The organism is Sodalis sp. RH16 (assembly GCF_047324245.1).
GTDB lineage: Bacteria > Pseudomonadota > Gammaproteobacteria > Enterobacterales > Enterobacteriaceae > Acerihabitans > Acerihabitans ligni.
On record NZ_CP178737.1, the window covers coordinates 5,520,696 to 5,545,265 of the forward strand.

Sequence of the window (24,570 nt, forward strand, 5' to 3'; positions counted from 1 at the left end):
TATAGGCGGGGCTCACCATTGCTCCTCCAGCGCCTGGAGCATCCGGCAAAACCGCAGCGCGGCAAGGGTAGCGCCGAAAATCCAGATGGCGGGCACGGTGCGCATCGCGTTCCGGCGTACGAACGGGATCGACCGCCACAGCGGCGTGGCGGCAACACGCGCCCTGGCGGCCCCGTCACCGTGATCCAGGCAAATGGCCCGCAGCGGTGGAAGCGTCGCCAGGCGTTCTATGCCGACCTCCGCGGTGCCCCAGAAGCTGTTTTCCCCCCGCCAGGCATTTTCGATGGCCAGTTGTCCCATGACATTCCCGAACAGACTGGTCTCACCGAGGATCACGGCATGGCGGTCGTCAATAAGCGAGAAAACCAATAACGGCTGCCGCCGATAGGAATCAAGCCGTGCCCGGGCATCCGCCAATTGCCGATCAAAATAGGCCAGGTGCGCCCTGGCCGCCGCCGCCACGTCCAGACGTTCCGCCAGGGACATCAGGCCGCCGCGCACCGTGCTTAAGGGCTGGCCCCGCGCGTCGGTAAAGTTGAACATCATGGCGGGGGCGATGCTTTGCAACTGCGCCTCACGGGGGCCGAATCCCTGGGAGTACAAAATCAGCTCCGGCTTTAATTCGGCGATGAATTCCAGATTGGGTTCCGCGCGCTGTCCAACGTCGATGACGCCGGCGGGCAGCGCCGGTTCCCGTACCCACAGGCGGTAATCATGGGTATCGGCCGCCGCCAGCGGCGTGATGCCCAGGGCGAACAGCATCTCCAGCGGCAGCCATTCAAGGGCGATGATGCGGTTGGCGGCAGGCGCGGCGGCCCGCGCCAAACCGCCCGGCAATAGGGGCGCCAGCAGCAGCGCCGCCAGTAGCCTGCGCCGGTGTGTATCAATGGCGGCCCCATGGCGCCCCATGCCACCCTCTCCCTTATTCAAAATGTATAGGAAACAGTAACGGAATAATTACGCGGTTCCCCGTAGACCGCGTAGTCGCTCAGCCAGGAGTAATAGGTGCGGTCAAACAGATTGTCGACGTTGGCCTGTACCGCCATCTGTTTGGTGACCTGATAACGGGCAAACAGGTTGGCCAGCGGGTAGCTGCCCTGGTAAACACGCACCGTCGCGCCGTCGGGTCCGGTGGCATCCTGGAAGGTACGGTTTTGCCAATTCACGCCGCCGCCGACGGTAAGATCCGGCAGCATCGGCAGCCGGTAGCGGCTGAAAAGCTTCAGCTCGGTTTGCGGCATATTGCTGTTCAAGCGGCTGCCGGTATTATCTCTCGCCACGTAGCGCGTCGCGCCGAACGTCATCTGCAGGTTATCCGTCACCGCCCCGTTCAGCTCAAATTCCGCCCCTTTGCTCACCGTGCCTTGCGCGGCGTAGTAAGCCTGCTCGCTGGAGCCATTGACGAAGTTATCGCCATCGGCCTGGGCGACATTATTCTGCTCGATACGGAAAACGGCGAAGGTCGCCGTCAACCGGCCGTTCATCCAGTCCGATTTCAGACCGGTTTCATAGTTTTTGCCGGTGGCGGGCGCGAGATAGCGTCCGTCGCGATCGCGGTAGGTTTGCGGCTGGAAGATAGAGGTATAGCTGGCATAGGCCGACCAGGTATCGTTGATGTCGTAAACCAGGCCGCCGTAAGGCGTGAGGTTGTTTTTGCGCATATCGCCGCTGGTGCCGACGGTGCTCCATTGCGTATAACGGGCGCCGATGATGAGCGCCAGCGGATTGGCCAGCGAGAAGCGCGCGGCGGTATAGGCGGATTTCTGCCGTACGACGTCATCCAGGTTCTGGTACCAGTCGCCCCAGTCCGGTTCGGCGACATCGCCGTTCCAGCCGTTGAAACTGCCCGTTTGGTCCGTGTCCATAGGACCGTCCGCGCTGTAGGTGTCGTTATGCTGGCGGCTGTAGCTGACGCCCGCCACCAATTCATGCTGGCGACCAAACAGATGGAACGGGCCGCTGGCATAGGTATCCACCGAATCCATTTTGCGCGTTCCCCGGTCTTTGCTGCCAAAGCCGGAAATGCCCTCCCCGGTCACCGCATCGGGGAAATCCTCGATATAGAGGAGGGTATCATCGAAGGTCTCTTCGGCATGGGTGCCGTTCAGGCGAAAAGTCCAGCCGTTGTCGAAGTCATGCTTGACGTTGGCAAAGACCTTGCGCGAGTCAATGTCGTAGTGCGTCCAGTCCGCCGAAGGATTGGTGCTGCGGTCGAAATGCGTCCGCGCGCCGTTGCTGTACCAGGTGGGCAAGCCGCCCCAGGTGGGATTGCCGGTGTGGCTTTGCTGATAATCGTAGCCCAGCGACAGGGTGGTGTTTTCGCTGACGTCGGCATCCACCACGCCATAAAGGAATTTTTTGTCTTTATGGTAGCGGTCCAGCCAGCCGTCCTGATCCTGATAACCGGCGATGATGCGGCCGCGGACTGTGCCCGACTCATTCAGCGGACCGGAGAGATCCGCCACATAGCGCTGTTTATTCCAGCTGCCGTAACTGGCGCTGAGATTACCGGTGAAGTCGCTGCTGTCCGCATGTTTGCGCACCATATTCACCGATGCCGCCGGATTGCCGGCGCCGGTCATCAGGCCGGTTGCGCCGCGGACCACTTCGATGCGGTCATAAATGGCGGTATCCTCGGCGGCATCGCCAAAATTCCAAACATCGCTGACTGACGTGGGAATATCATCGAAGGTGTAATTGTTGATATAAAAACCGCGGGAAAAGTAAGAGGAGCGTTCGCTGTCGATAATTTCCGTGGCGATACCGGTGGTGTTGTCCAGCACCTCGCCTACCGATTCCAGGTTTTGATCCTCTATGCGCTGTTTGGTGATAACGCTCACCGACTGCGGAACGTCACGGGGCGCCAGCAGCATTTTTGTGCCGGCGCGCGTGGTTGTCACCTGGTAATCCTGCTGCTTTTGAGTGGACCCCTTTGCTGTCCCTTTGACCACCATTACCTGCTGCGGGTCTGTCGCCTTTGTTGCGTCGGCAGCACCGGTTGAAGTAGTAGCGGCAGTGCTGGTTTCAGCTGCCTGCGCCACCGCGGGATTAATCAGTGCGTGAATCGCCAGCGCCAGCAATGAAACGGTGAACGCATTTTGATAACCGACGCGCATAGAACGGCGCCTTTTTCCCTGCCTTAAAGAGACACAAAGAGACATAAAGTTAGCCATGAGTAATTTTTTAAGGTGTCTAATGAGAATGCTAATGATAATTATTTTTCTTAAGATATTTCGAAAGGATTTACTAAAAAGTGTAATAAATTATTATTGTATGAATATCATAGCGATAGCCGCCGGCACAAGGCGCCGATAGGCCATCGCTGACCACGAGAATATAACCGCAAGGGGAAATCTCAGCCGGGTCCGTCGCTGGCGGCCGCCAACAGCGGCACGATCAAATCGCTTATGGGCGTCGGGATACCGCGGGATCGGCCGCATCGCTGCACGACCCCGTTCCGGCAGTCCCACTCCAGAGGACGGCCGGCTTGCCGGTCGGCGAGGATGGAGGTGCCCAAGTCAGGCGGGGAGCGATGGAATTTATCGACTATTTCCTGCGCCACGTCGTCCCCCAGAGTGGCGCCCTCCGCACGGGCAACCGCCAGACATTCCCGCAGGTAGGCCATAGACAGCGCGGTAATATCGGCCCGGGCGAACATGCCGGAACGGCGGCCGGTCAGCACCATTAAACCCGCCGCCGCGTTCTGTAAAAGCTTTCGCCACGCAACCGACGTGAAATCCGCCGCGACATCAACCGTGCATCTCGTTCCGCGCAACGCTTCGAGCACCACGCCGGTGGCCGGCGTGTCCGGCAAGGTGAGGCGCGCTTCGGCGCGCAGCCACACCGATGCGTCCGGTTCACGTTGAGCGGGGAACCACACCACCGAGGGCAACACCGGGCCGCCGGACAGGAAGGGCGCGAATTGCGTTTTCTGCTCAACGCCGTTTTGCAGCACGCAGACAACCGTCTTCGCATCGCACAGTGCGGAAAGCCACGGCGCCGCCGCCTCCGTTTGTGTCGCCTTGACCGCGACGAAAACCAGGTCGAACGGGTGTTTGATCTCGGCCGGATCGCTTAGCACGGGCCCCGGGACAACGATACGACCGCCATCGAAGCGCAGCTCCAGGCGCTGGTGCGCCGTGCGGCCGCAAATCGTCGGCGTACGCCCCGCCTCATGCAGCGCTGCCGCCACGGTGGTGCCTATTGCCCCCGGCCCCACCAGGGCGACGGTTGGATATTCCGACATCATTTTATCCTCTTGTTCTGATAGTCATTTGCTGCCCTGACCGCCGTGCGGCTCGGGCCAGCCCTCGATATTCAATAGCTTCACACAACAGCGGTCAGCCGATGAGGATCGTGCCGATGGCAATCACCGCGCACGCCAGCATCTTTCGAACCGTCAACGTCTCCCCCAGGAAAAAATAACCGATCAACGCTGCAAACAATACGCTGGTTTCGCGCAATGCCGACACCGCGCCCATGGGCGCGCAGGACATGGCATAGATGATGATGCCATAGGCCAGAAGAGAGAGCAGCCCGCCGATGAAGGCCATGATAAATCCGGGCCGCCAGGTCAATAAACTGCGCGCGCCGCGCAGGCCGATGTATACCGATGGCATCAAGATGCCCCACAAGGCGCACATCCAGACCGTATAGGTTATGGGTGCGCCGGACAGACGTACGCCGATGCCGTCCGTGACGCTGTAAGCGGCAATGAAACAGCCGGTTCCCAAGGCATAGGGCAGGCTGGGAACCGCAAGCCTGCGTTCTTTGAAGGCCAAGGAAACAATGCCGACCGATACCAGAACAATGCCAAGCAGGGCGCCCATCCCTACCCTCTCGCCGGCGAAAACAGATGCCGCGAGGGTGATTAAAATGGGGGAAGAACCCCGCGCAATCGGATAGGTTTGCCCGAGGTCTCCCGCCTGATAGCTCCTGACCAGAAACAGGTTATAGCCAACGTGCAGCACCGCTGAAACTACCGCATACCTCCAGCCGGCTTTGGCCAAAGGCGCCAGAAACAGGGCTATGGCGACGCTTACGATGGCCACCGCCAGACACATGATCGTCATCGACCAAAGTCTGTCGGCCCCGCCGCGCAGCAGCGCATTCCAGCCGGCATGCAACAGCGCCGCAAAAAGCGTCAGTAAAATGATATCAAAAGGCATACGCCATACTAAGCAGCCCGGCGCCGTTGTTAAAGCGAAGTCTCTTCATTTCAGCATGAGCAATTACTCATGCATTATCGATAGTCTTGCCGGGCCTTGCTTGATTCCGTCTGCAGCCATTGACGAAAGCTGATGATGTGGGACTGGGATTCGATGCCTTTCGGACAGACAAAATAATAGGCGACCGGAGAAGGGAACGGCACGTCAAACAGCCTGACCAGGCTGCCGTCGCCGATCTCGGCTTCCACATGCCCGCTTCGCGCCAGCGCGATTCCCTGGCCCAACAGCGCCGCCTCGATAGTCATGTTGGTGTCGGCGAATCTGACGCTTTCCTTGAGGGCGGTGATGCCGACGCCTACTTGCCCAAACCAAACCTCCCATTTCGGCACCAGATCCGCGCCGTCACGTGTAAGCAGCGGGTAGCGCAGGAGTTCGGCGGGTTTGCCCGGCGCGCCGAAGCGACGCAGGAAATCAGGACTGGCAACCGGGAATATCTGTTCCCTGAACATGAATTCCGAATACAGGGCCGGATAATTCCCGCTGCCGAAACGGATCGCGACGTCCGACTCCGCGCTTGAAAAATGAATGGCCTGGTCAGTGGTTTCCAGCGTGACCAGAATTTCCGGGTGCTGCCGGGACAGGCCCGGTAATCTGGGCAGCAGCCATTTCAGCGCGAAGGAGTAGGTCGTACTGACCCTAAGCCGGACCCTGCCCTTTTGCTCTCTCAAATCAGTGAGCGTCGCCTCCAGAGTCATGAAGAATTCACGCACGATAGGCGCGAGGGCCGCGCCGGCAGGCGTCAGGCTCAATGACTTGCCGCGCTGGAATAACTGCAGCCCCCAAAGCTCTTCGAGATTTTTCAGCTGATGGCTGACCGCGCTTTGGGTGATATGCAATTCTTCTGCAGCGGCGGTGAATGTGGCGTGCCGTGTCGCGACCTCAAAGGCGCGCAGCGTGGCGGTGGGCGGCAGGTCTCTCATAATCGTGTTTCCTGGTGCGAGATTCGAAAATCAGCTTTATGAACAGAAACTCATGATAGAGCATTATAACCCTGCGCCGATAGATGCCGATGTCTTGGCGCCTTTAACCCCTTGCCGTCAATGGCATCGCTCAGTCCGCCGGGACTCCCACCATGCCCTCTTTAAAATGCAGCCGCTGCGTCAGGCAAATGGACAAAATGGTGGCTTCTTCGTCGCTGGCGGAAATAAAGGCATGGGGCATGGTGCTGTCAATGTACGCGCTGTCGCCGGTTTCCAGCGTCAGCGGCGCATACCAGGCGGTATACAGCACGGTCACGCCGTGGGTGACATAGATAAATTCTTCCCCTTCATGGCTTGACCATTCATTGCGCGGAGGCACTTGTCTGGCGCTGATCTGCATAATCAGCGGAATCATTCCCTTATGGGTCAATTCAGAGGAGTGCACATTATATTTGTAGTTCGGGGTATTGAACGTCAGCCCTTTTCCCGCACGGGTAAAGGTGCGCCGTCCTGAAATCGGCGCGACCGGAAGGGTGGACGGAGAGTTGGCCGGCGCCTGCTCGGTAAACAGCTCGCCAAACGTCAGATCATACGCATGGGCAATTTTCACAATGGTATCGAAGGACGCGGAAACCTGGCCGTTCTCGATTTTTGATAGGGTTGAAATGGACAACCCGCTTTTTTCCGCCAACTGTTCCAGCGTCCAGGCGCGTTCCTGGCGCATGGTTTTCATTCTCGCGCCAAAATCGAGCTCATTGGGCATCCCGGTTGCATCTTCTTGTTTGTTCCTCGCCATTTTCACCTCTGCCTCGCTTACCGCGCTCTGGCGGAAGTGTATCTAATTTTCTCGGAAGACGCTCATATTTTACTATAAGAAAATCTTTTTTTACTAAAAGAAAAATTACCTCTAGGATGTGAAAAAAATGGCTGGAGTCAAAGATGAAATTATTTATCGCCGCGCTGGGCACCGAGACCAATACCTTCTCGCCACTGCCCACCGGACAGCAAAATTTTGATGAAACGCTGTACCTGCGCCAGGATGGCAGCCGCCGGTCAGCCCACTATTTCGCGCAGCCCATGCGAATCTGGCGGGAAATGGCGCAGCGGCGCCAGGATGACGTGGTGGAAAGCCTGACGACCTTTGCCCAGCCCGGCGGCCTGACGCGTCAAGAGGTCTGGGAGCGCCTGCGGGACGATGTTTTAGCGGATTTGAAAAATGCCGGCCCGGTGGATTGGGTATTGCTAAAGCTGCACGGCGCCATGGCGGCGGACCACTGCGACGATTGCGAGAAAGAACTGCTGCTGGCGGTACGCGACATCGTCGGCCCGCGGGTCATCATAGGCGTTGAGCTGGATCTGCATTGCCATCTCGATCCGGCGATGGTCGCCGCGGCTACTATGATAATCCTGTACAAAGAGTATCCCCATACCGACGTCAACGACCGGGCGGTGGAACTGTTTAATCATTGCCGGGCGGCGGCTGAAGGAAAAATCAGGCCGGTGATGGCGCTGCGGGATTGTCGCATGCTGGGCGTCTGGCGCACCCCCGATGCGCCGGTACGCGCGGTGGTGGATTGGATGTCCGCCGGCGAACAGCGGGACAATGTGCTGTCCCTGAGTTTCTGCCACGGTTTCCCCTGGGCCGACGTGCCCAACGTCGGCGCGCAGGCGCTGGCGGTGACCAATGGCGATGCCGGGCTGGCCGGCGAGCTGGCCGGCGAGCTGGCAAACCGCATTCTGGCGCTGCGGGAAAATTACCACCCCCGCCTGCTGTCCGTTGACGAGGCCTGCGGGCAGTTGCCCGCTCTTGACGGCATCAGCGTGGTGGCCGATATCGCCGATAACCCCGGCGGCGGCGCGGCCGGCGATTCCACCTTTTTGCTACAGGCCATGCTCGCCGCCAAAACGGCGGGGGTGCTGTTTGGCAACCTGTGGGATCCGGTGGCCGTGCGCATTTGCCAGGAGGCGGGCGAAGGCGCGGTATTGCCCCTGCGTATCGGCGGTAAGGTCGGACCGCAGTCGGGCAATCCCGTTGACTTAACCGTCCGGGTGCTGCGCGTGGTGGAAAATGCCGGCGTCACCTTCGGCGCCGGACGGCAGCCGATGGGCGATGCGGTGCTGCTGGATGCCGGCGGCCCGCATATCGTCATCAACACCGTGCGCACCCAAACCTTTCATCCCGACGCCTATACCCAGTTCGGTATCCGCCTGGAGGACTACCGGGTCGTGGTGGTGAAATCCGCCCAGCACTTTTATGCCGGTTTCGCGCCGGTGGCCGACCGGGTGATATACGTCAGCGCGCCGGGTACCGCGTCACCGGATTTCAGGCACATCGCCCTGCCGAAAGCCGGCCGTCCGCTGTGGCCGCAGGTTGCCGATCCCTTTGCCGGCGGAGATGCGATATGAACCCGCTGGTAGAGGATATCGAGGGCGCGGCGGACAGCGTGCTGGGCCGTTTTCAGCGTCCGGGCATGCCCGGCATGAGCGTGGGAATCCTACAAGGGGACACTGTGCTGCTGCGCAAAGGCTATGGGTTGGCGGATATCGGCAATCATCGGCCCAACGCGCCGGAGGTTCCGATGCGCATCGCCTCCCTTAGCAAACAGTTTACCGTCGCGCTGGCGATGATGCTGGAAGCCGAGGGCCAACTCTCTATTGATGATCCGGTGCGCCGCTATATACCGGCACTGCCCGACTATGGCGTACCGGTAACGCTGCGTGACCTGATGTCCAATCAAAGCGGCGTGCGCGACTTTCTGGAGCTGCGCCTGCTGTCGGGGGGCAATTTCAGCGATCCCGCCAGCGATGAGGAAAGCCAGGCGCTTATCTGTTCAACGGCGGAACTGAACTTCGAACCCGGCACCCGTTTCGCCTATTCCAACACCGGTTTCAAACTCCTGACCCAGGTGGTGGAGGCGCTGGAGCAGGATCGGCTGGAGAATATTCTGCGGCGGCGCATTCTAAAACCGCTGGGCATGGCGCAGACAAGCCTGGCCCGCAGCGACACGCCGTGGCTGGCGGAACGCGCGGTACCCTATGTGGTGACGGATGGGATACCCGTGCAAGGGCGCTGGTCGATACCGCTGGAAGGCGCCGGCGGCATGATCTCCACGGTGGACGATCTGCTGAAGTGGGCACGCTATGTTGCCGATCCCGCGTCGCCGCACGCCGGGCTGTTCGCAAAGATGACCCAGGCCCGTCCCTATCGGGACAACACCCCTTCCCTATATGGCCTGGGCTTTACCGTGATGCCCTACCGGGGCTTGAATTCTTTCGGACACCACGGACAGCTTCCCGGCGTATTTGCCGAAATCGCCTGGTTCCCGGATATCGACACCACCCTGGTGCTGCTGGCCAATACCACCGAAATCAATCCGTTCCTGCTGGGCCGCCAGTTGGCGGACGCACTGTTCCCGGAAGCGCTGGCGCCGCGCCTGCCCGCCCCGGATCCGCTACCGGGATACTACTACAGCCGGGAAGAGAGCCGCGTGCTCGGCGTGAATGCCTCGGCCGAGCTGGAAAGCACCATGACGCGCACGCCCCTTGAGCGGCACCGGCCCGATGGCTTCCGCCCTTACTGGCCGATGCTGCACCTACAGTTGGCGCCGGCTGGGGACGCGCTGGCGGGAACCGACGGACCTCAGCCGGTGGAATTCGTCCGGCTGCCCGCGTTTCATCCTGCCGACCTTCACCCTTATACCGGGACATTTTATCAGCCGGCGCTGAAAAGCGTTTGGCGTATAAGCCTGGAAAATCAGCAGTTGCTGTTAACCCTGTCCGGCCCGTTGGGCAGCAGCCGCTTTCACCTGACGCCATTGACGGAGGAGGTACTGATCGCCGCCCCGGCCATCAATCCGGACGGTGATTACCGGCCCACGGTGCGCCTTTTCATGGAGAACGGACGCCGGCGGCTGCTGCTCACCACCGATCGGACTTCACGGCTGTTCGCCGATGAAATGCCGGTTACTTCTCATCGTTAACTTTTCGGGAGTTTTTTATGCCTTCAACGTCCTTGACAACGATTATGCGTCGCACCTTGCTGGCAACGGCACTGCTGCCGGCGCTGGGAAGCCTGCCGGCGGAAGCGGCGGGAAAACTGGTTTGGGCAATGGGCGTTGACGCCGACTCCCTCGACCCGCACCGCACCACGACCTGGGAATCCTGGGCAACATTCGATCTGATTTATGACTCTCTGCTGCAATTTGACGGCAACGGCAAGGTGGTGCCCAATCTGGCGAAAAGCTGGGAGGTGACGCCGGATGGGAAGGAATATACCTTTCATCTTAATCCGGGCATACAGTGCAGCGACGGCACGCCCCTTGATGCCACCGATGTGAAATACACCCTGGATCGCGCCTTTGACAAACAAAATCCGAGCGTTATGAAGGCCGGTTTCGGCCCGGTCACGGCGGTGACGGTAGTGGATCCGCTGACGGTGAAATTTACCCTCTCCAGCCCGTTCAGCGCCTTTCTGGCTTTTATGGGCGAGCCCTTCTCTTCCATTCTGTGCGACAGCAACAAAGCGCTGGGTAAAGACTTTGGCTCCAGCAAGGCCATCGGGTCCGGGCCGTTTATGGTCAAATCCTGGGTCAAGGGCGATCGCATGGTGCTGGTACCCAATCCGCACTTCAAAAACTACGGTCGTCCGGCCGCCAATCCCGGGCCGCCGAAGCTTGACGAGCTGATTATCCGCCGCATGCCGGAAGCGCAAACGCGTCTGGCGGCGCTGGAAACCGGCGAGGTGCAGATTGCCACGCCGCCGTTGGATAACGTTGACACGGTACGCAGCTCACCGAAAATGAAGCTGTTGTCCGCTGACAAAACCGGCGCCACCATTTTCTTCGAGTTTACCACCAGCCGTCCGCCGTTCAACGACGAACGCCTACGCCAGGCGGTGGCCTATGCCGTCGATCCCGATGCCGCCATCGATATCGTGTTCGGCGACGTGGCAAAACGGGAACACTGCGCGGTGGGACCGGGAGTGTTCGGCAACGATGAGTCCTGGTGCGCCACCCAGGGATACAAGTATGACCCGGAGAAAGCCAAGGCGCTGCTGAAGGAAGCGGGTTACGGCCCGGACAAACCGCTGGACGTCACTGTCATGACCTGGCCTGATGATAACCGCGAGAAAATACTGCAGGTATTCCAGAACCAACTGCAGCAGGTGGGGATCAAGGCCAACATCGAACTGATGGATATCGGTACGCTCAACGCCCGCGTCAAGCAGGAAAACGAGATGAAAACCGGCAAGGGCTCGTTCAACATGATGGGCTGGTCATGGTATGACCCGGATATCCTTTACAACCTGTGGCATTCGCCGGGGGCCTACTCCGGCTACCAGACGCCGGAACTGGATGCCATCCTGGATAAGACCCGCACCACCATCGATCCCAACGCCCGGCTGCAGGTGGTGCGGGACGCCCAAAGCTATCTGCTCAAGCACGCCGTGCAGGTGCCGCTGTATACGCCTGGCTGGAACTGGCTGTACGCGGTGCGCAATGAAGTGCACGGCTTTAAGGTCAGCGTGTTCAACCGCCCGATCTTCAATGATGTGACGGTGCAATAGTTGGCCCCCTTTCCCCCTCACGGGGGAAGGGAACATTCGTTCCCGCTTTGCAGGAAATCACTATGCTTCAGTTTATCGCCCGCCGCAGCCTCGCCGCGCTCCTCACCGTATGGGTCGCCACCATTGCCGCGGTGCTGCTGATTCACCTGGTGCCCGGCGATCCGGTACGTACCATGTTTGCCCAGTCACAAGGCGTCACGCCGGCGCAGATTGAGGAAATCCGCCATAACTTCGGTCTGGACCTGCCCATTTACCGGCAATATTTTATGTATATTATCAAGCTGTTGCATGGGGACATGGGCGTCACCATTCGCGGCCAGCAGCCGGTGCTGAAGCTGTTGCTGATCTGCCTGCCCTACACCCTGGCCCTGACCTGTACCGCCATGCTGATAGCGCTGGTGATCGGCATGAGCTGTGGTTTTATCGCCGCCTATAAACGCGGCAGCTGGTTTGATTCCGGCCTGATGGTCACGGCGATCCTCGGCGTCTCGCTGCCCCACTTCTGGCTCGGGCTGATGCTGATACTGCTGTTCTCGGTTAAATGGGGGCTATTGCCGGTGGCCGGTACCGGCATCCAGGGGCTGATTCTGCCGGCCCTGACGCTGGGCGTCACCAATGCGGCGATCATTGCCCGGCTGACGCGCTCCTCCATGATTGAAATCTTCAGCCAGGACTTTATTCGCACCGCGCGGGCCAAAGGCTTGCCGCGCACGCTGGTGCTGTATCGCCATGCGCTGCGCGCCGGCCTGATCCCCATCGTGACCATGATGGGCATGCAGTTCACCTACCTGATGGGCGGCGCGGTGATCATCGAAAACGTGTTTAGCTGGAACGGGCTCGGCCGCCTTGCGGTCCAGGCCATCTTTCAGCGCGACTATCCGCTGATCCAGGGCTTTATCCTGATATTCGCCCTGATTGTGGCAGTGGTGTCGCTGCTGCTCGACATCCTCTACGCCTGGCTCGACCCGCGCATAAAAGTACATTGAGGAACGCAACATGAGTGTGCAGATAACCAGTGATATCGGCCGTTCACCGCTGAAAGCCGGCAATGGCGCGTTATGGCGTATTGCCCATGGCGTGCGGCATAACCGAATGGCCCTGGTGGGACTGGCCATCATCACGGTGCTTATCCTGATGGCAATTTTCGCGCCGCTGCTGGCGCCCTATGCGCCGGATCGCATGGGCGCCGGACGGCGCCTGGTGCCCCCTTGCGCGGCATACCCGTTCGGTACCGATGAATTCGGCCGCGATATGTTCAGCCGCGTCATTTACGGCTCGCGGCTGACGCTGATGATCGGCGCGATTTCCGTTGGCATTTCAGCGCTGTCCGGACTGTTGCTCGGCCTGCTGGCGGGCTACGCCGGCGGCTGGCTCGAACGCATCATCATGCGCGGCAACGACGTACTGTTCTCGTTCACCGAGGTATTGATTGCCCTGTCGGCGGTGGCGGTGCTGGGGCCGACGCTGCAAAACGCCATGATTGCCGTCGGTATCGCGGCTATTCCTTTTTATGTGCGTATTACCTATTCACAGGTGCTTATTGAAAAGAACCGTCCCTATTTTGAAGCGGCCGTTGCGGCGGGGGCCGGCCATCTGCGGCTGATTTTCCGTCACCTGCTGCCCAACGTATTGCCGCCGCTGATTGTGGTGGCGACGCTGGGTATGTCCACGGCCATGCTGGCGGCGGCCGGGCTGTCATTCCTGGGATTGGGGGCTCAGCCGCCGCTGCCGGAATGGGGGCTGATGTTATCCCAAGGACGCGACTACATTACCCGCGCACCCTGGATTTGCATTATTCCCGGCCTCTCCATCGTCATCACCGTGCTGGGTTTCAACCTGCTCGGCGACGGTATTCGTGAAGCGCTCGACCCCAGCCAGCGCCAGGGATAAGGAAAGATAATGAACCCTTCTCTACAACCCTTGCTCAGCGTCAGCGACCTGACTATCGCCTTTAGCGCCGACCCGCTGAAACCGGCGATGGTTGAAGGACTGAGCTTTACGCTGCATGCCGGTGAAACGCTGGCCATCGTCGGTGAATCCGGCTCGGGAAAAAGCGTGTCGATGATGTCTCTCATGCAGCTCCTGCCCAAGCACAGTACCTTTATTCGCGCCGGCGAAGCGCGGTTCAACGGCCAGGATCTGCTGTGCATGAATGAAAGGCAGATCAACCAGGTGCGCGGGGCGCAAATTTCAATGATTTTCCAGGAGCCGATGACCTCCCTCAATCCCGTGCTGAGCATCGGACTGCAGCTGACCGAGACAATTATCGTCCACCAGAAGCTGTCGCCGGCGCAGGCGAAAGAGCGGGCCATAGCCATGCTGGATCGCGTGCGCATCAACGATCCGCAGCGGCGCTTTCGCCAGTATCCCCATGAAATGTCCGGGGGCATGCGACAGCGGGTAATGATCGCCATGGCGCTGGCATGCCGGCCGCAAATTCTCATCGCCGATGAGCCGACCACCGCGCTGGATGTCACTATCCAGGCGGAGGTACTGGAACTGCTGCGGGAACTGAAGCGCGAATTCCATACGTCCATCATCCTGATTACCCACGACATGGGCGTGGTGGCGGAAATGGCCGACCGGGTGATCGTGATGCAACAGGGAAGAATGGTTGAACAAAATACGGTGCGCGGGCTGTTTGCCGCGCCGCAGCATGCCTATACCCGGGCGCTGATGCGCGCGGTGCCGCGCCTGGGGGAAAGCCGTGGCGCCGAGGGTCCGGTACGGTTCCGTTTGCTGGGGGAAGATGAAGACGAAACGCCGCCGATAGCCGCAAGCGGGCCAATGTCTTCCCCCCGGCCCCCCCAGCCGCTGCTGGAGGTGAAAGATCTGCACGTACGCTACGACGTACGCGAAGGTTTATTACGCAGGTTAACCGGCCGCGTACATGCCGTGGAAGGCGTCTCATTTGTCATCTATCCGGGGGAAACGCTGGCCCTGGTGGGTGAATCCGGCTGTGGCAAATCCACCACCGGCCGTTCGCTTATCGGGCTGGAGAAGCCCGCGGCGGGGGATATCTGGCTGGATGGATATGAGGTGACGCGGCTGGACCGCCACGGTATGCAACCGGTGCGCAAACTGGTGCAAATGGTCTTTCAAGATCCCTTTGCTTCCCTCAACCCTCGTCTTGATGCCGGTAGCCAGGTGCGCGAGCCGATGGATATCCACCGGGTGGGCAGCACCGCCGAGCGTGACGCCCAGGTCAGCGAACTGTTTCGTCGCGTCGGGCTGGCGCCGGAAATGAGCCGCCGTTTTCCCCATGAGTTTTCCGGCGGCCAGCGGCAGCGTTTGTGTATCGCCCGCGCCCTGTCGCTTCGCCCCAGGCTGATTGTCGCCGACGAGGCGGTTTCCGCGCTGGATGTATCAATACAGGCCCAGGTGGTTAATCTGATGCTGGAACTGCAGGCGGAGCTCGGCATTGCCTGGCTGTTTATTTCACACGATATGGCGGTGGTGGAACGGGTAGCGCATCGCGTGGCGGTGATGCAAATGGGCCGCATTGTGGAAATCGGTCCGAAAGCGTCGGTCTTCGCCCGACCCGGCCATCCCTATACTCAACGATTGATAGCGGCGGTGCCGGTAGCGGACCCCAGCCATCAGCGGACCAACCGCTTTAGCGGCGCCACCGAACTGAAAAGCCCGATCCGCGCACTGGACCATCAGATGCAAGCGCAGAGGATGAAAGAGATTGCGCCGGGCCACTTTATTGCTATAGATGCTTAACACCGGGAGAAAATAATGGATCAGGGATTTAGCCGGCCGTTTCGTCACGACCGACTGACACCATATATCGAAATTGATGCGCAGCGTCTGGAGCGTAATCTGCAGCGGATGCAGCAAAAAGCCGATAAGGCCGGCGTCGGACTGCGCCCTCATGTCAAAACCCATAAAAGCGTCGCGATTGCCCGCCGTCAGATGGCGCTGGGGGCGGTGGGCATCACGGTATCGAAACCCAGCGAAGGCGTGGCGTTTATCCGCGGCGGCATAGGCGACCTTTTGCTGGCGTATCCGGTGGTGGAAGCGGAAAGCCTGCGGGAGCTGCTGCTGGAAGCGCAGCTGCATCAGGCCCGCGTTTCCTGTATCGCCGCCGACCTAATGGGCATCGATGCCATTGCCGGCGCGTCCCGCCGGCAGCGGTGCGAACGGCTGCCGGTCTACATCAAAGTGGATGTCGGCCTCGGACGGGTGGGCATCCGGGCCACGGATAGCCCGCTCGCCATTGAGCTGGCGCGGCATATCGAGCGGCAAGGACTGCGGTTCGCCGGGCTGGTGGCCCATGCCGGCCACGCCTATGGGGCGCACACCGGCGAGCAAATAGCCGCCATTGCCGCACAGGAGGCGCAGCAGCTGAAAACGTTAGGCGCTCTTTTGCGGCAGGCGGGCTTTACCCGCTGCGCGCTCTCGGTGGGTGCCACGCCCACCGCCCTCGGCGCCCCGCTGGCGGAGGGCATTGATGAGCAGCGGCCGGGAAACTATGCCCTGCTTGATCTCACCGCCCTGCGTCTTGGCCTGTGCCAGGCCGGTGATTTGGCGATGACGGTGGTAACGCGGGTGGTGGCGGTAAACGATCGGTATGCAATAATCGATGCGGGGTCGAAAGCGCTCAGCTCCGACCGGGGTCCTCACGGCACCGGCGCCAGCGGCTGGGGCGTGGCCGTCAATGCCGATAATCATCAGCACTATCAGGTGGAAAAATTATCTGAAGAGCACGGATTTATTCCTCATCACGGAACGCCGCCGCCGCTGGGCAGTTTGATGCGGATTTTCCCGAACCATTCCTGCGCGGTGATGGCGATGTTTAATCATTATGTGCTGCGCAATGCGCAGTATGATGGCGAAATATTGCCCATTGACGCTCGCGGCGCATTTATCTAACGGTCACGTCCGGCCGCCGCCGCTGAGCTCCGCCCGCATAATCAGCTTCCCCTGTAATAGCAGGATAACCGTACGCGCCAGCAGGAGACCGATAATGGCATTGCTAAACAGGAACAGCGGCAAGGCGATGGCGTTGAACAGGCCGTCATTGCCGCCATGGCCGAGGCGCAGCGCGGTGTTTGCCAGTGCGGAGACGCCAAAGGAGAAACTCCAGAAAGAAACGTTGAACGGCTGCGCCGCATACCAGGGAATCAATCGCAGCATAAACAGCAGTTGCAGAAGGCCGTAGCCGAACAGCATTTTGGCGAAGACATCGGTCTGGCCGCCGTCAACGCTCAAATAGGCGCTGCAGGCCACCAGCGCCGGCGCCAGCTGGATGCCCAGCGAGGTTCGTACTGCCGGCGGCAGCTCGCCGGCGCTGCGCATCCGCTGCTGTATGACCGGTTCAAGGCTTAACCATGAGAACACCCCGGCGCCTAAAAACAGAAATCCCAAATCGTGATAACCCAATGCGCCGCACGCCATGGCGCTGATAAAGTTATTGGCCACCGTCGGCAGATAGAGGCCGGGGGTGGTGGCGGTTTCCGGGTGGTCGCCGCGCCATAGCCCGGCGGTTTTCCAGGCGGCGTACAGCAATTGCAAAGATGCGCCGAAGAGGAACAGTCCCACCGCCAGCGGCCGCAGATAAGGCGCTGCCCCGATGGAGACCAGCATGGTCGTGGCCGGAAACAAACTGACGTAGCTGCTCATCAGGGGATGGTGAATCTCAGCCATGACCGTATGGGGATATTTCACCAGTCTGGTGATAAACGTCAGCGACAACGCCAGCCAAATCAACGTCGCCAACGCCACCAGTGCTTCGCCGATGGCCGCACTGACCGGCCAGATGGTAGCCGCATAGCGCCAGGCAAAGCCCATGCCGATGATGCCCAGCACCATGCCGAAATAGCCGGCGGGAAGGTTGATAATTTGGTTTTTTTTATGCATTTTGTTTAAGTTTTAAAATGTATTTTAAATGCATATTATCCGTTTTCCAGCGCCGCTGCCATAGCCGAAAGATGACCTGCATCATGGTTCCGCGCGGTTTTTCGCCCTTGGATTACTTCGCATAACGACCTCGCCGCCGTACTCGGCCGTAACCGGAAAGTCATATTGAAAACACCCTGGTCCGCGAAATTCCTTGGCAAATGAGGGTCAAGGCCGGCCCTGTCGGCAAAACCTTCTCTTGACAAAATAGATTCCAATGATCATATAATTTAGATTATATGTATACTCTAAAATAACCAGGTTTATCTACAATCAAAAAAAAGGAAAAACCATGGAACTGTTAAAGAATAAAGTCGTGCTGGTCACAGGCGGCACCTCGGGTATCGGCCGGGCGAGCGCTATCCTGTTCGCCCGCGAAGGAGCAAAGGTAGCCCTCACCGGCCGGCAGGAACAGGCCGGACGCGACGTGGTGGCGGAAATAGAACACGCCGGCGGCAGCGCGCTGTTTATCCAGGCCGATCTGAACCAAACCGATGCCATCCCGGAGATAATCGCCCGGGTGGTGGACGAATACGGCAGGCTGGACTGCGCGTTCAATAACGCCGGCGTGTCCGGCGGCGGCCCCATCGAAACCCTGAATGAAGCCGTGTGGGATAACGTGGTGGACACCAACCTCAAGGCCGCCTTTTTCTGCCTGCAGGCAGAAGTGGCGCAAATGAAACGCCAAGGCCACGGCGGCGCCATTCTTTTTAACGGATCGGTACTGGCGAAGATAGCCCAGCCGGGGACCACCATATACAGCGCCAGCAAAGGCGGCATTGTCTCTCTGGCACAGGCGGCGGCGGTAGAGTTCGGACCGGTGGGTATCCGCGTGAATTCCATCAACCCGTCCATCACCCGCACCCCCATGACCCTCTCACGCATCAGCACCGATGAACAGGGCCATGAATCCCACCCGTTCGGCGCGGGCATCCCCCTGGGCCGGCTGGCGGAACCGGAAGAAATGGCCGAAGCGGCGCTGTTCCTGCTGTCCGACCGCGCCTCATACGTCACCGGCCAGGCACTGGTGGTGGACGGCGGCCAAAGCGTAGTGTAACGGCTGGCGCCCCATGGCACGCTAGGCCCGCCATCACCCATGGAGCAACGACCCTGCTAAAGGGAGATCGTGTTACGGGAGACCGTCATTGCCGGCTTGCAGCGGCGAACGCCGCCGCTTTAACGAAAATCCGCATAAGGCGTCAGCGGCTGCGGCGGGGAATCCAAATCCCCCTCCCAACCCGCCAAACCATACCGCAAATAGATAAAACCATGGCTTGGGGTATAATCCTTGGCCTGCTGAATATCAATGCCCGCCCCCAGCGTCCAATGGGCATCCAAACGCCGCTCCACCATCGCCAGCAAGGTATAACCGATGCCGGAGCTGGAGCTCCCCTGCTCGATATCAGCCTTATCGCCATTGCCATCGGGAATAAGATCCTGCAAAGGATAACGCAGCCCATCGCGGGTTTTCGCCTGCGAGTAGCCCACCGTCCCCCCCAACTGCCATGACCAGTTGTCGCTGCGCTGGCGATAATTCACCGGCACCGACAGCGAAACGTAGCGCTGGGGACTGTAATACCCCCCCTGGCCGAGGGCATAATCGCTAAGATCCTTTTGATAATGCCACCACATACCGTTCAGGCCCACCGTCATCCTGCGGTTATCGTCGTTGATAAACTTATGGTAATACCCCGCCATCAGCCGCACGCGCTCATTGTCGGCGACGTTTTGCCCGGTGAGCTGCTGTAGTCCGGCGTTGCTCCACAGCCCGTTGGCTTCCCCCCGATCGTAGCTGGCGGACAGGGTCACCCCGGTGGCGCGCACGCCGCCCCAGGTCGTGCCGGTGGCGGGATCGCGGGCGCCGCCGAACGCCAGCAGGGAACTGGACAGGGCCCGGCGCGACGCGGTAGCGGTCCAGCCGATATGCTGCCAGACGTCGCTGTAGCTCAATCCGCCCACCCAATCCACCACGTCGAAGCCCAGCGGCGTGGTGCCCAGATCCCCCTGCCAGCGGTCGTTTTGCCAGCCGGCGGCCAGACTGATGCCGGAGGTACTTTGCCGGGTGTCCCCATGGCAGCCGACGCCGGCACAGGTGCCGAACAGGTTATCATAGGTCCCTTGGCGGGTGGCGAAACGTCCCGCATCCATCTGAATGGTATCGGTGCGGAAAAAGGCCCGTCCGTCCCATGACGGCAGATCCACCTGCAGCATGGTGTCATGGGAGGTTAAATCAGAAACGCCGCCGGTGCCGCTGGATGAGGAGTAATCATGGGCCAGGGTAACGTTAACCTCCTCATGCCGGGCGAGATCCGCCGCGTCGCTGCGGATGCCGCTTTTAAGCCAATCGTCATCCCGGCGAGTGCGGGTCAGGCGGGTATACTCATCATGATCCGCGGGCAATCGGTCAGTGATTCCGCTGTCCACCATGGCTTGCCGATAGTCCTCAAAGGCGGCCCGGGGCTGGTTGGATTGCGCTTCCAGCCGCGCGCTGTCGCGAAATACCAGGGCATCGGCCTGCGACGGGCCCTGCCCTAGCGCCGCGGGCTTCAGGCGATTTAACAGCGCCAGCCCTTTGCGGGGCTCGCCCAGCTCGGTCCAAAGCGCGGCGATTCTGCGCTGCGTATTGAGGCTGTCGTTCTGGCCGGACGCCGGGGACGCCGTGGCAGCCAGCAGCCGTTGCCGCGCCTCCTCTTTTCGCCCCAGCCCCGCCAATGCCTCGATTTCCCCAAGCCGGGCGGAGCGATTGCCGGGTTCATCGGCGCTGACCCGCCGGTAATCCGCCAGCGCGCCGGCGTAGTCTTTGCGCGCCGAGGCCCAGTCCGCCAGCATCAGCCGGCTGCCGTTGTCCACCGGCGGCGCTGACAGCATGGCGATGGCCGCCGCTTCGTCGCCCCGGTCCCGCAGGCGGGAGGCATTATCGTGCCTGGCCGCCAGCCGCAGCCGCGCCGCCAGTTCCCCCATACCTTGACTCCATTTCGCCGGCGCAAGCTGTTCCAGACGGGCCAGCGCCCGATCCGGCCGGCCGGTGGAGGAGAGATACAGGGCGTAGGCATACACCTGCTGCGGATCGTCCGGCCGGCGTGCGGCCAGCGCCGCGAAAACGGCGTCCGCCCGGGGTATCTGTCCGGCGTTCTGCAATGCTTTTCCCAACCGGTAGGTTAGCCACACCCGGTCAGGGTCCAGCCGCTGGGCCCGGCGGTAGTCATCCGCCGCCTGTGCCCACTGCCGCCGGGCCCCATGTTCATCCCCGCGCGCGCTCCACAGTTCAATCTGTAAATCAACGATATTGTCATGCATAGCGGCACGGGGGGCCGGCGGCAAACCGGTGAGAAAGTCTAAAGCCTTTTGCGGCGATCGGCGCTGATAGATCCCGTCCAGCCCGCGTATCGCGCTGCCGTTGTCCGGTTCGATGCGCAGCGCCCGCAGGTAATAGCCCTCGGCGGCGGCATCATCGGATCGGGCGGCGGCCGTTTCCCCTAATCCGACCCAGGCCTGGCTGCGGCTGCCGTCGATTTGCAGGGCCTGCCGGTATAGCTGTTGCGCCAGGGGCAGGTTATGGGTTTTCAGCGCGCTGTCGGCCATGTCCAACAGCAGCCAGTAGCGGTTGCTGGCGATCAGGGTGCGCCATTTATCGCCGTGAAAACCGTTCTGATCGTCCTTTTGCGCCTGCTCGAACAGCGCAATGGCCTGCCGGCGCTGTCCGGCGCGGGCGTAGGCCAGTCCCAGCGCCCCCAGGACCTGGGCATCGTCCGGGGCAAGCTGAAGGGCTTGTCGCAGGGGGGCAATCGCCCGGGTGCTTGCCCCGCCCTCCACTGCCGCCAGGCCTCTTAGCCGCGCCTGATAACGAGGGTCGGCCGCCAGGCTTTGCTGGCGGGCCAGCTCTTTTCGCGCCTCCGCCACCTGCTGTCCGTCGCCAAAAACCACGATAAATTGCCGCAGCGCGTCGATACTCCCTTCACCCACCGGCATGGCCTTGATATTGTCCATCCAGATATCAAGCGCGTCGCCGCGGCCGAGAGGGGAATCGGCCAATTGCCGCAGCAAGGCGTAGCCTTCGGCGTCGCGGCGCTGCGCAAACAGCAATCTAGCCAGCAGTATGCGAAGATCCGCATTGCCGGGAAACTCCCGATCCAGCTGCTGCAGCCGGTCAATAGCCAGGGACTGTTGTCCGGGCAGGCGGGCCGTCAGCCGCCAGTACTCCACCGCCAGATCCACCGTCGGCGGCTGTCCCTGGAACAGGGCGTCATACTGCTCCTTGGACTCGGATAAGCGTCCCGCCGTCGCCAATAAGCGGGCCTGCTGCAACTGCTGCTGCGCCGTCGTCGTGGTGAGGCTGATGTTCAGCCGCGCCTGCCGGGTAAGGGCCGAATCCGGCGCCAGGCGCTGCAATCTATCCAGTTGCCGGCCGGCCAGGACCAGGTCGCCCTGGCGCAGGGCCAGACGCAGCCTGGCGGCTATCACCTCGGGATTATCCGGATCCATCAGTTCCAGGCGATAAAGGGACTGGCGAACCAGGAGATCGTTATGGGCGGCTTCCCCGACCCGGACCTGTTTTAGCAGCCATTGCCGCGGCGACACGTCCGCCGACGCCGGCGGCGGATAAAGAGGCAGCAGAACCGCGGCCAGCATCACGCCGCGGATCAGGGGCATGTTATGCATCTGCCTTATTCCCGGTCATCGGGGGAGAGGCGGCGGCGGGTCAGGGTAAGCAGTCCCCGCCACAGCAGCAATGCCACCAGCACCACCGACAGCATGGCGATGATGGCCATCAGTACCGGATGCGTCGCCAGGGCATTCCAGATACGTTCCCACCATGGCAGATGCCCGACGTAGTAGATGTCCCCCACCCGCAGGCTGTTGACGCCGGAATCGCGGATGATCGCCACCGACCCGAACATGGCTGCGCGCTTGCCGCTGTCCGCCAGCGCCTGGTTAAGCAAGTCAAAACCCTGCCGGCTGTCGGCCAGCAGCGCCACGATGCTGCGTTGGGCGTGCGACGGCGACTGGACGCCGATAATGGCGGCCAGCGGCCCCTGGGCGCTGACGGTGGTTTGACTGTCCGGCGCCGCATCGCTCACCGGCAGCGCCATATCCGGCAGCGGCACCTGACGGTTGGGTTGCTCCACCCAGCTCTGGGTAGCGTCCACCAGCATGCTCATCTTGCGATCGTCCCGCAGCGACAGGGGAATGGTGCCCACCATCAGGATATCGCTGTCGAGATTCTTCGCCTGCGACCAGTCATCGCTCAGGCGCAGCCCCAGGGCCGGATAACCGGTCAGCGCGCCGATTTCTCCCAGCGCGTTTAAAAGCGTGGTGACCTGTACCGGCTCCGGCTGCCGATTCACCAGCACCAGGGTTTCGGACAAATCCGCCATACGGCTGAAGGGAAAACCGGCGCTGGCGAAGGCGCGCAGATCCGGCATCGGCATAAAGTGGCGATAGCCGGAGAAATCCAGCGTCGAGCTGTCGTCAATCACCACATGATTGACGGCGGTGGTATAGGTGTCGCAACGCCCTACGGCGCCGCTGGACAAAAGCGTGGTGTAATCAAAATCAAATTTGAACTGATTGTTGGCCCCCAGCTTCAGGGCGGGGATGGTCAGCGCTTTCGACGAATCAAACAGCCCCTGCAGCATTTGCAGATGCAGGATTGCGCTGTCCTGATGCCGATCGGGCACCAGCGTATAGGCCTGCACGAACTGATTATTCAGGCTGATATTCAGCCGTGAATCGTTTTCCCGCTGCGGCGCGGTATAGCGATATTTCAGCCGCATATCGATACCGGAGCTGTGGATCAGGAACAGATCCGGCGGCAAATTGATGGTCAGGGGTATCGGCGCGGGCTGGATGCCGCTGGCCGCCAGCTGTTCCGGGTACTGCTTCAATTCCCCCAGCGTCATGGGCCGATCGGTACGCACCCAGTTCGGGGCGTCGTAAGGCTGGCGGGGCGCTATCTGGCTGACCTGGTCCACCGTCACGCGCGGTCCGCGGAACAGGATATTTCCCTGGGTTATGCCCTGCACCGCCCTGACCAGATCCTTGTCATCCCGCCCCATGATAAGCAGCAACTTGACGTAGGGGTCGGCGGGATGGGCTATCATCTCCACCGTCGGACCGTCCACCGCCGCATGGTCGTGGAGAAAATCCGGACGCCGGGCATTGGTGGCGAAGATGATGCCGTGGCTGTCGGGCAGCTGATTGAACAATACGGGAAAGGTCTGGCCGCGCCACTGCGCGCGGCCGCCGAACCAGGAGGCCAGTATCGCGGCGGCGCGCTGCTGTTCGGCATCCGGCGAGGCGGCGAAAACCATCGGCAGCACCAGCGGCCGGCTGTCGCGCGCATCAAAAAAAGGCTCCGGAAAATGCGACAGCTCGTTTTGCAGCGGCAACCGCTGGTAGTGCAGGTTCAGCGAACTGGTTTTGCCGATATCCAGCCACAGCGTGCTGTTGGCCGGATTTTCGCAAATATCCTGGTAGTGGCCGATAAACTCCAGGCGCAGCCGGTTGAAATCGCTGATATACAGCGGATCGATATCCATCAGGACACGATTAGATTTGCCCAGTTGATCCTTGGTTATGGTGACGATGCCCGCCAGTTGGTCGTTAAGATAGACTTTGAGATGGGACTCGATGGGTATCAGCGACGGCGACGGGGTAAACTCCAGGTCGAGCTGGGCCTTGGAGACCACTTCATCGCTGCGCACGCCGAATTCGATTTGTCCTTCGGGACTGATGCCGCGCAGTACAAAGGCGCCCGGCGGCGGCGCCACGTTGGCGAACCGCAGCTGTACATCCCGCGCCGGCGCCTGAGGCAGGGCAACCGGACGTACCGGGGCCACCGCTTCCGGCGACGGCGTCAGATTGTCCATGCCGTGGGCGCCATAGGCGGTGCCCAGGGCGAAAACCAACAGAGTCAAACAGGTCAGGTTTTTCATCATATTATTATCATCGG

17 protein-coding genes are annotated in these 24,570 nt (G+C 60.8%); 8 read left to right on the top strand and 9 right to left on the bottom strand.

From position 1 onward, the window contains the following. Positions 1-12: 12 nt before the first annotated feature. From fhuD to ACL2XJ_RS25380, 6 genes are all read right to left on the bottom strand, one after another. Positions 13-909 carry a Fe(3+)-hydroxamate ABC transporter substrate-binding protein FhuD gene (fhuD, locus tag ACL2XJ_RS25355; protein WP_132927665.1) on the bottom strand — a complete coding sequence of 299 codons (897 nt, stop codon included), beginning with the start codon at positions 907-909 and terminating at the stop codon, positions 13-15. Between the two features lie 17 nt (positions 910-926). After that, the gene (fhuE, locus tag ACL2XJ_RS25360; protein WP_413724941.1) at positions 927-3,116 is read right to left on the bottom strand and encodes a ferric-rhodotorulic acid/ferric-coprogen receptor FhuE; all 2,190 of its coding nucleotides are present in this window, start codon (positions 3,114-3,116) and stop codon (positions 927-929) included. Positions 3,117-3,355: 239 nt separating this feature from the next. After that, on the bottom strand, positions 3,356-4,246 hold the full coding sequence (locus ACL2XJ_RS25365; RefSeq protein ID WP_413726971.1) for an oxidoreductase: 891 nt from the start codon (positions 4,244-4,246) through the stop codon (positions 3,356-3,358). 94 nt (positions 4,247-4,340) lie between these two features. Then, positions 4,341-5,168, bottom strand: a complete 828-nt coding sequence (locus ACL2XJ_RS25370; RefSeq protein WP_413724942.1) for an EamA family transporter — start codon at positions 5,166-5,168, stop codon at positions 4,341-4,343. A 74-nt stretch (positions 5,169-5,242) separates the two neighbouring features. Further along, positions 5,243-6,148: a transcriptional regulator GcvA gene (gene gcvA, locus ACL2XJ_RS25375; protein ID WP_203523291.1), complete on the bottom strand. Its 906-nt coding sequence runs from the start codon at positions 6,146-6,148 to the stop codon at positions 5,243-5,245. Positions 6,149-6,278: 130 nt separating this feature from the next. Further along, positions 6,279-6,944, bottom strand: coding sequence for a helix-turn-helix domain-containing protein (locus ACL2XJ_RS25380; protein WP_413724943.1), 666 nt, complete (start codon positions 6,942-6,944; stop codon positions 6,279-6,281). Between the two features lie 143 nt (positions 6,945-7,087). Here ACL2XJ_RS25380 and ACL2XJ_RS25385 point away from each other — a divergent pair, with 143 nt between their 5' ends. The 7 genes from ACL2XJ_RS25385 to ACL2XJ_RS25415 all read left to right on the top strand — a co-directional run bounded on the left by ACL2XJ_RS25385 (position 7,088) and on the right by ACL2XJ_RS25415 (position 16,592). Continuing rightward, entirely contained in the window at positions 7,088-8,554 is a 1,467-nt protein-coding gene (locus ACL2XJ_RS25385; RefSeq protein ID WP_413724944.1) for a M81 family metallopeptidase, read from the top strand. Next, the gene (locus ACL2XJ_RS25390; RefSeq protein WP_413724945.1) at positions 8,551-10,128 is read left to right on the top strand and encodes a serine hydrolase domain-containing protein; all 1,578 of its coding nucleotides are present in this window, start codon (positions 8,551-8,553) and stop codon (positions 10,126-10,128) included. The genes ACL2XJ_RS25385 and ACL2XJ_RS25390 overlap by 4 nt, the downstream gene beginning before the upstream one ends. Positions 10,129-10,145: 17 nt before the next feature. Further along, on the top strand, positions 10,146-11,714 hold the full coding sequence (locus ACL2XJ_RS25395; RefSeq protein ID WP_413724946.1) for an ABC transporter substrate-binding protein: 1,569 nt from the start codon (positions 10,146-10,148) through the stop codon (positions 11,712-11,714). Between the two features lie 62 nt (positions 11,715-11,776). Beyond that, on the top strand, positions 11,777-12,700 hold the full coding sequence (locus tag ACL2XJ_RS25400) for an ABC transporter permease (protein WP_413724947.1): 924 nt from the start codon (positions 11,777-11,779) through the stop codon (positions 12,698-12,700). A 10-nt stretch (positions 12,701-12,710) separates the two neighbouring features. Then, positions 12,711-13,604, top strand: coding sequence for an ABC transporter permease (locus tag ACL2XJ_RS25405; protein ID WP_413724948.1), 894 nt, complete (start codon positions 12,711-12,713; stop codon positions 13,602-13,604). A gap of 9 nt (positions 13,605-13,613) precedes the next feature. Then, positions 13,614-15,440, top strand: coding sequence for an ABC transporter ATP-binding protein (locus ACL2XJ_RS25410; RefSeq protein ID WP_413724949.1), 1,827 nt, complete (start codon positions 13,614-13,616; stop codon positions 15,438-15,440). A gap of 15 nt (positions 15,441-15,455) precedes the next feature. Next, positions 15,456-16,592 (top strand): alanine racemase, encoded by a 1,137-nt coding sequence (locus ACL2XJ_RS25415; RefSeq protein WP_413724950.1) that lies wholly within the window; start codon positions 15,456-15,458, stop codon positions 16,590-16,592. Positions 16,593-16,595: 3 nt separating this feature from the next. Here ACL2XJ_RS25415 and tehA read toward each other — a convergent pair whose 3' ends face one another. Continuing rightward, complete coding sequence (tehA, locus tag ACL2XJ_RS25420) at positions 16,596-17,579, bottom strand: dicarboxylate transporter/tellurite-resistance protein TehA (protein WP_413724951.1); 984 nt, start codon at positions 17,577-17,579, stop codon at positions 16,596-16,598. A 331-nt stretch (positions 17,580-17,910) separates the two neighbouring features. Between tehA and ACL2XJ_RS25425 the strand changes: the two genes are divergently transcribed. Beyond that, the gene (locus tag ACL2XJ_RS25425; RefSeq protein ID WP_413724952.1) at positions 17,911-18,675 is read left to right on the top strand and encodes an SDR family NAD(P)-dependent oxidoreductase; all 765 of its coding nucleotides are present in this window, start codon (positions 17,911-17,913) and stop codon (positions 18,673-18,675) included. A gap of 119 nt (positions 18,676-18,794) precedes the next feature. On the opposite strand, the gene bcsC is transcribed toward ACL2XJ_RS25425, so the two are convergent. Beyond that, positions 18,795-22,277, bottom strand: a complete 3,483-nt coding sequence (bcsC, locus tag ACL2XJ_RS25430) for a cellulose synthase complex outer membrane protein BcsC (protein ID WP_413724953.1) — start codon at positions 22,275-22,277, stop codon at positions 18,795-18,797. Positions 22,278-22,282: 5 nt separating this feature from the next. After that, positions 22,283-24,556, bottom strand: coding sequence for a cellulose biosynthesis cyclic di-GMP-binding regulatory protein BcsB (gene bcsB / locus ACL2XJ_RS25435; protein WP_413724954.1), 2,274 nt, complete (start codon positions 24,554-24,556; stop codon positions 22,283-22,285). Positions 24,557-24,570 lie beyond the last annotated feature (14 nt).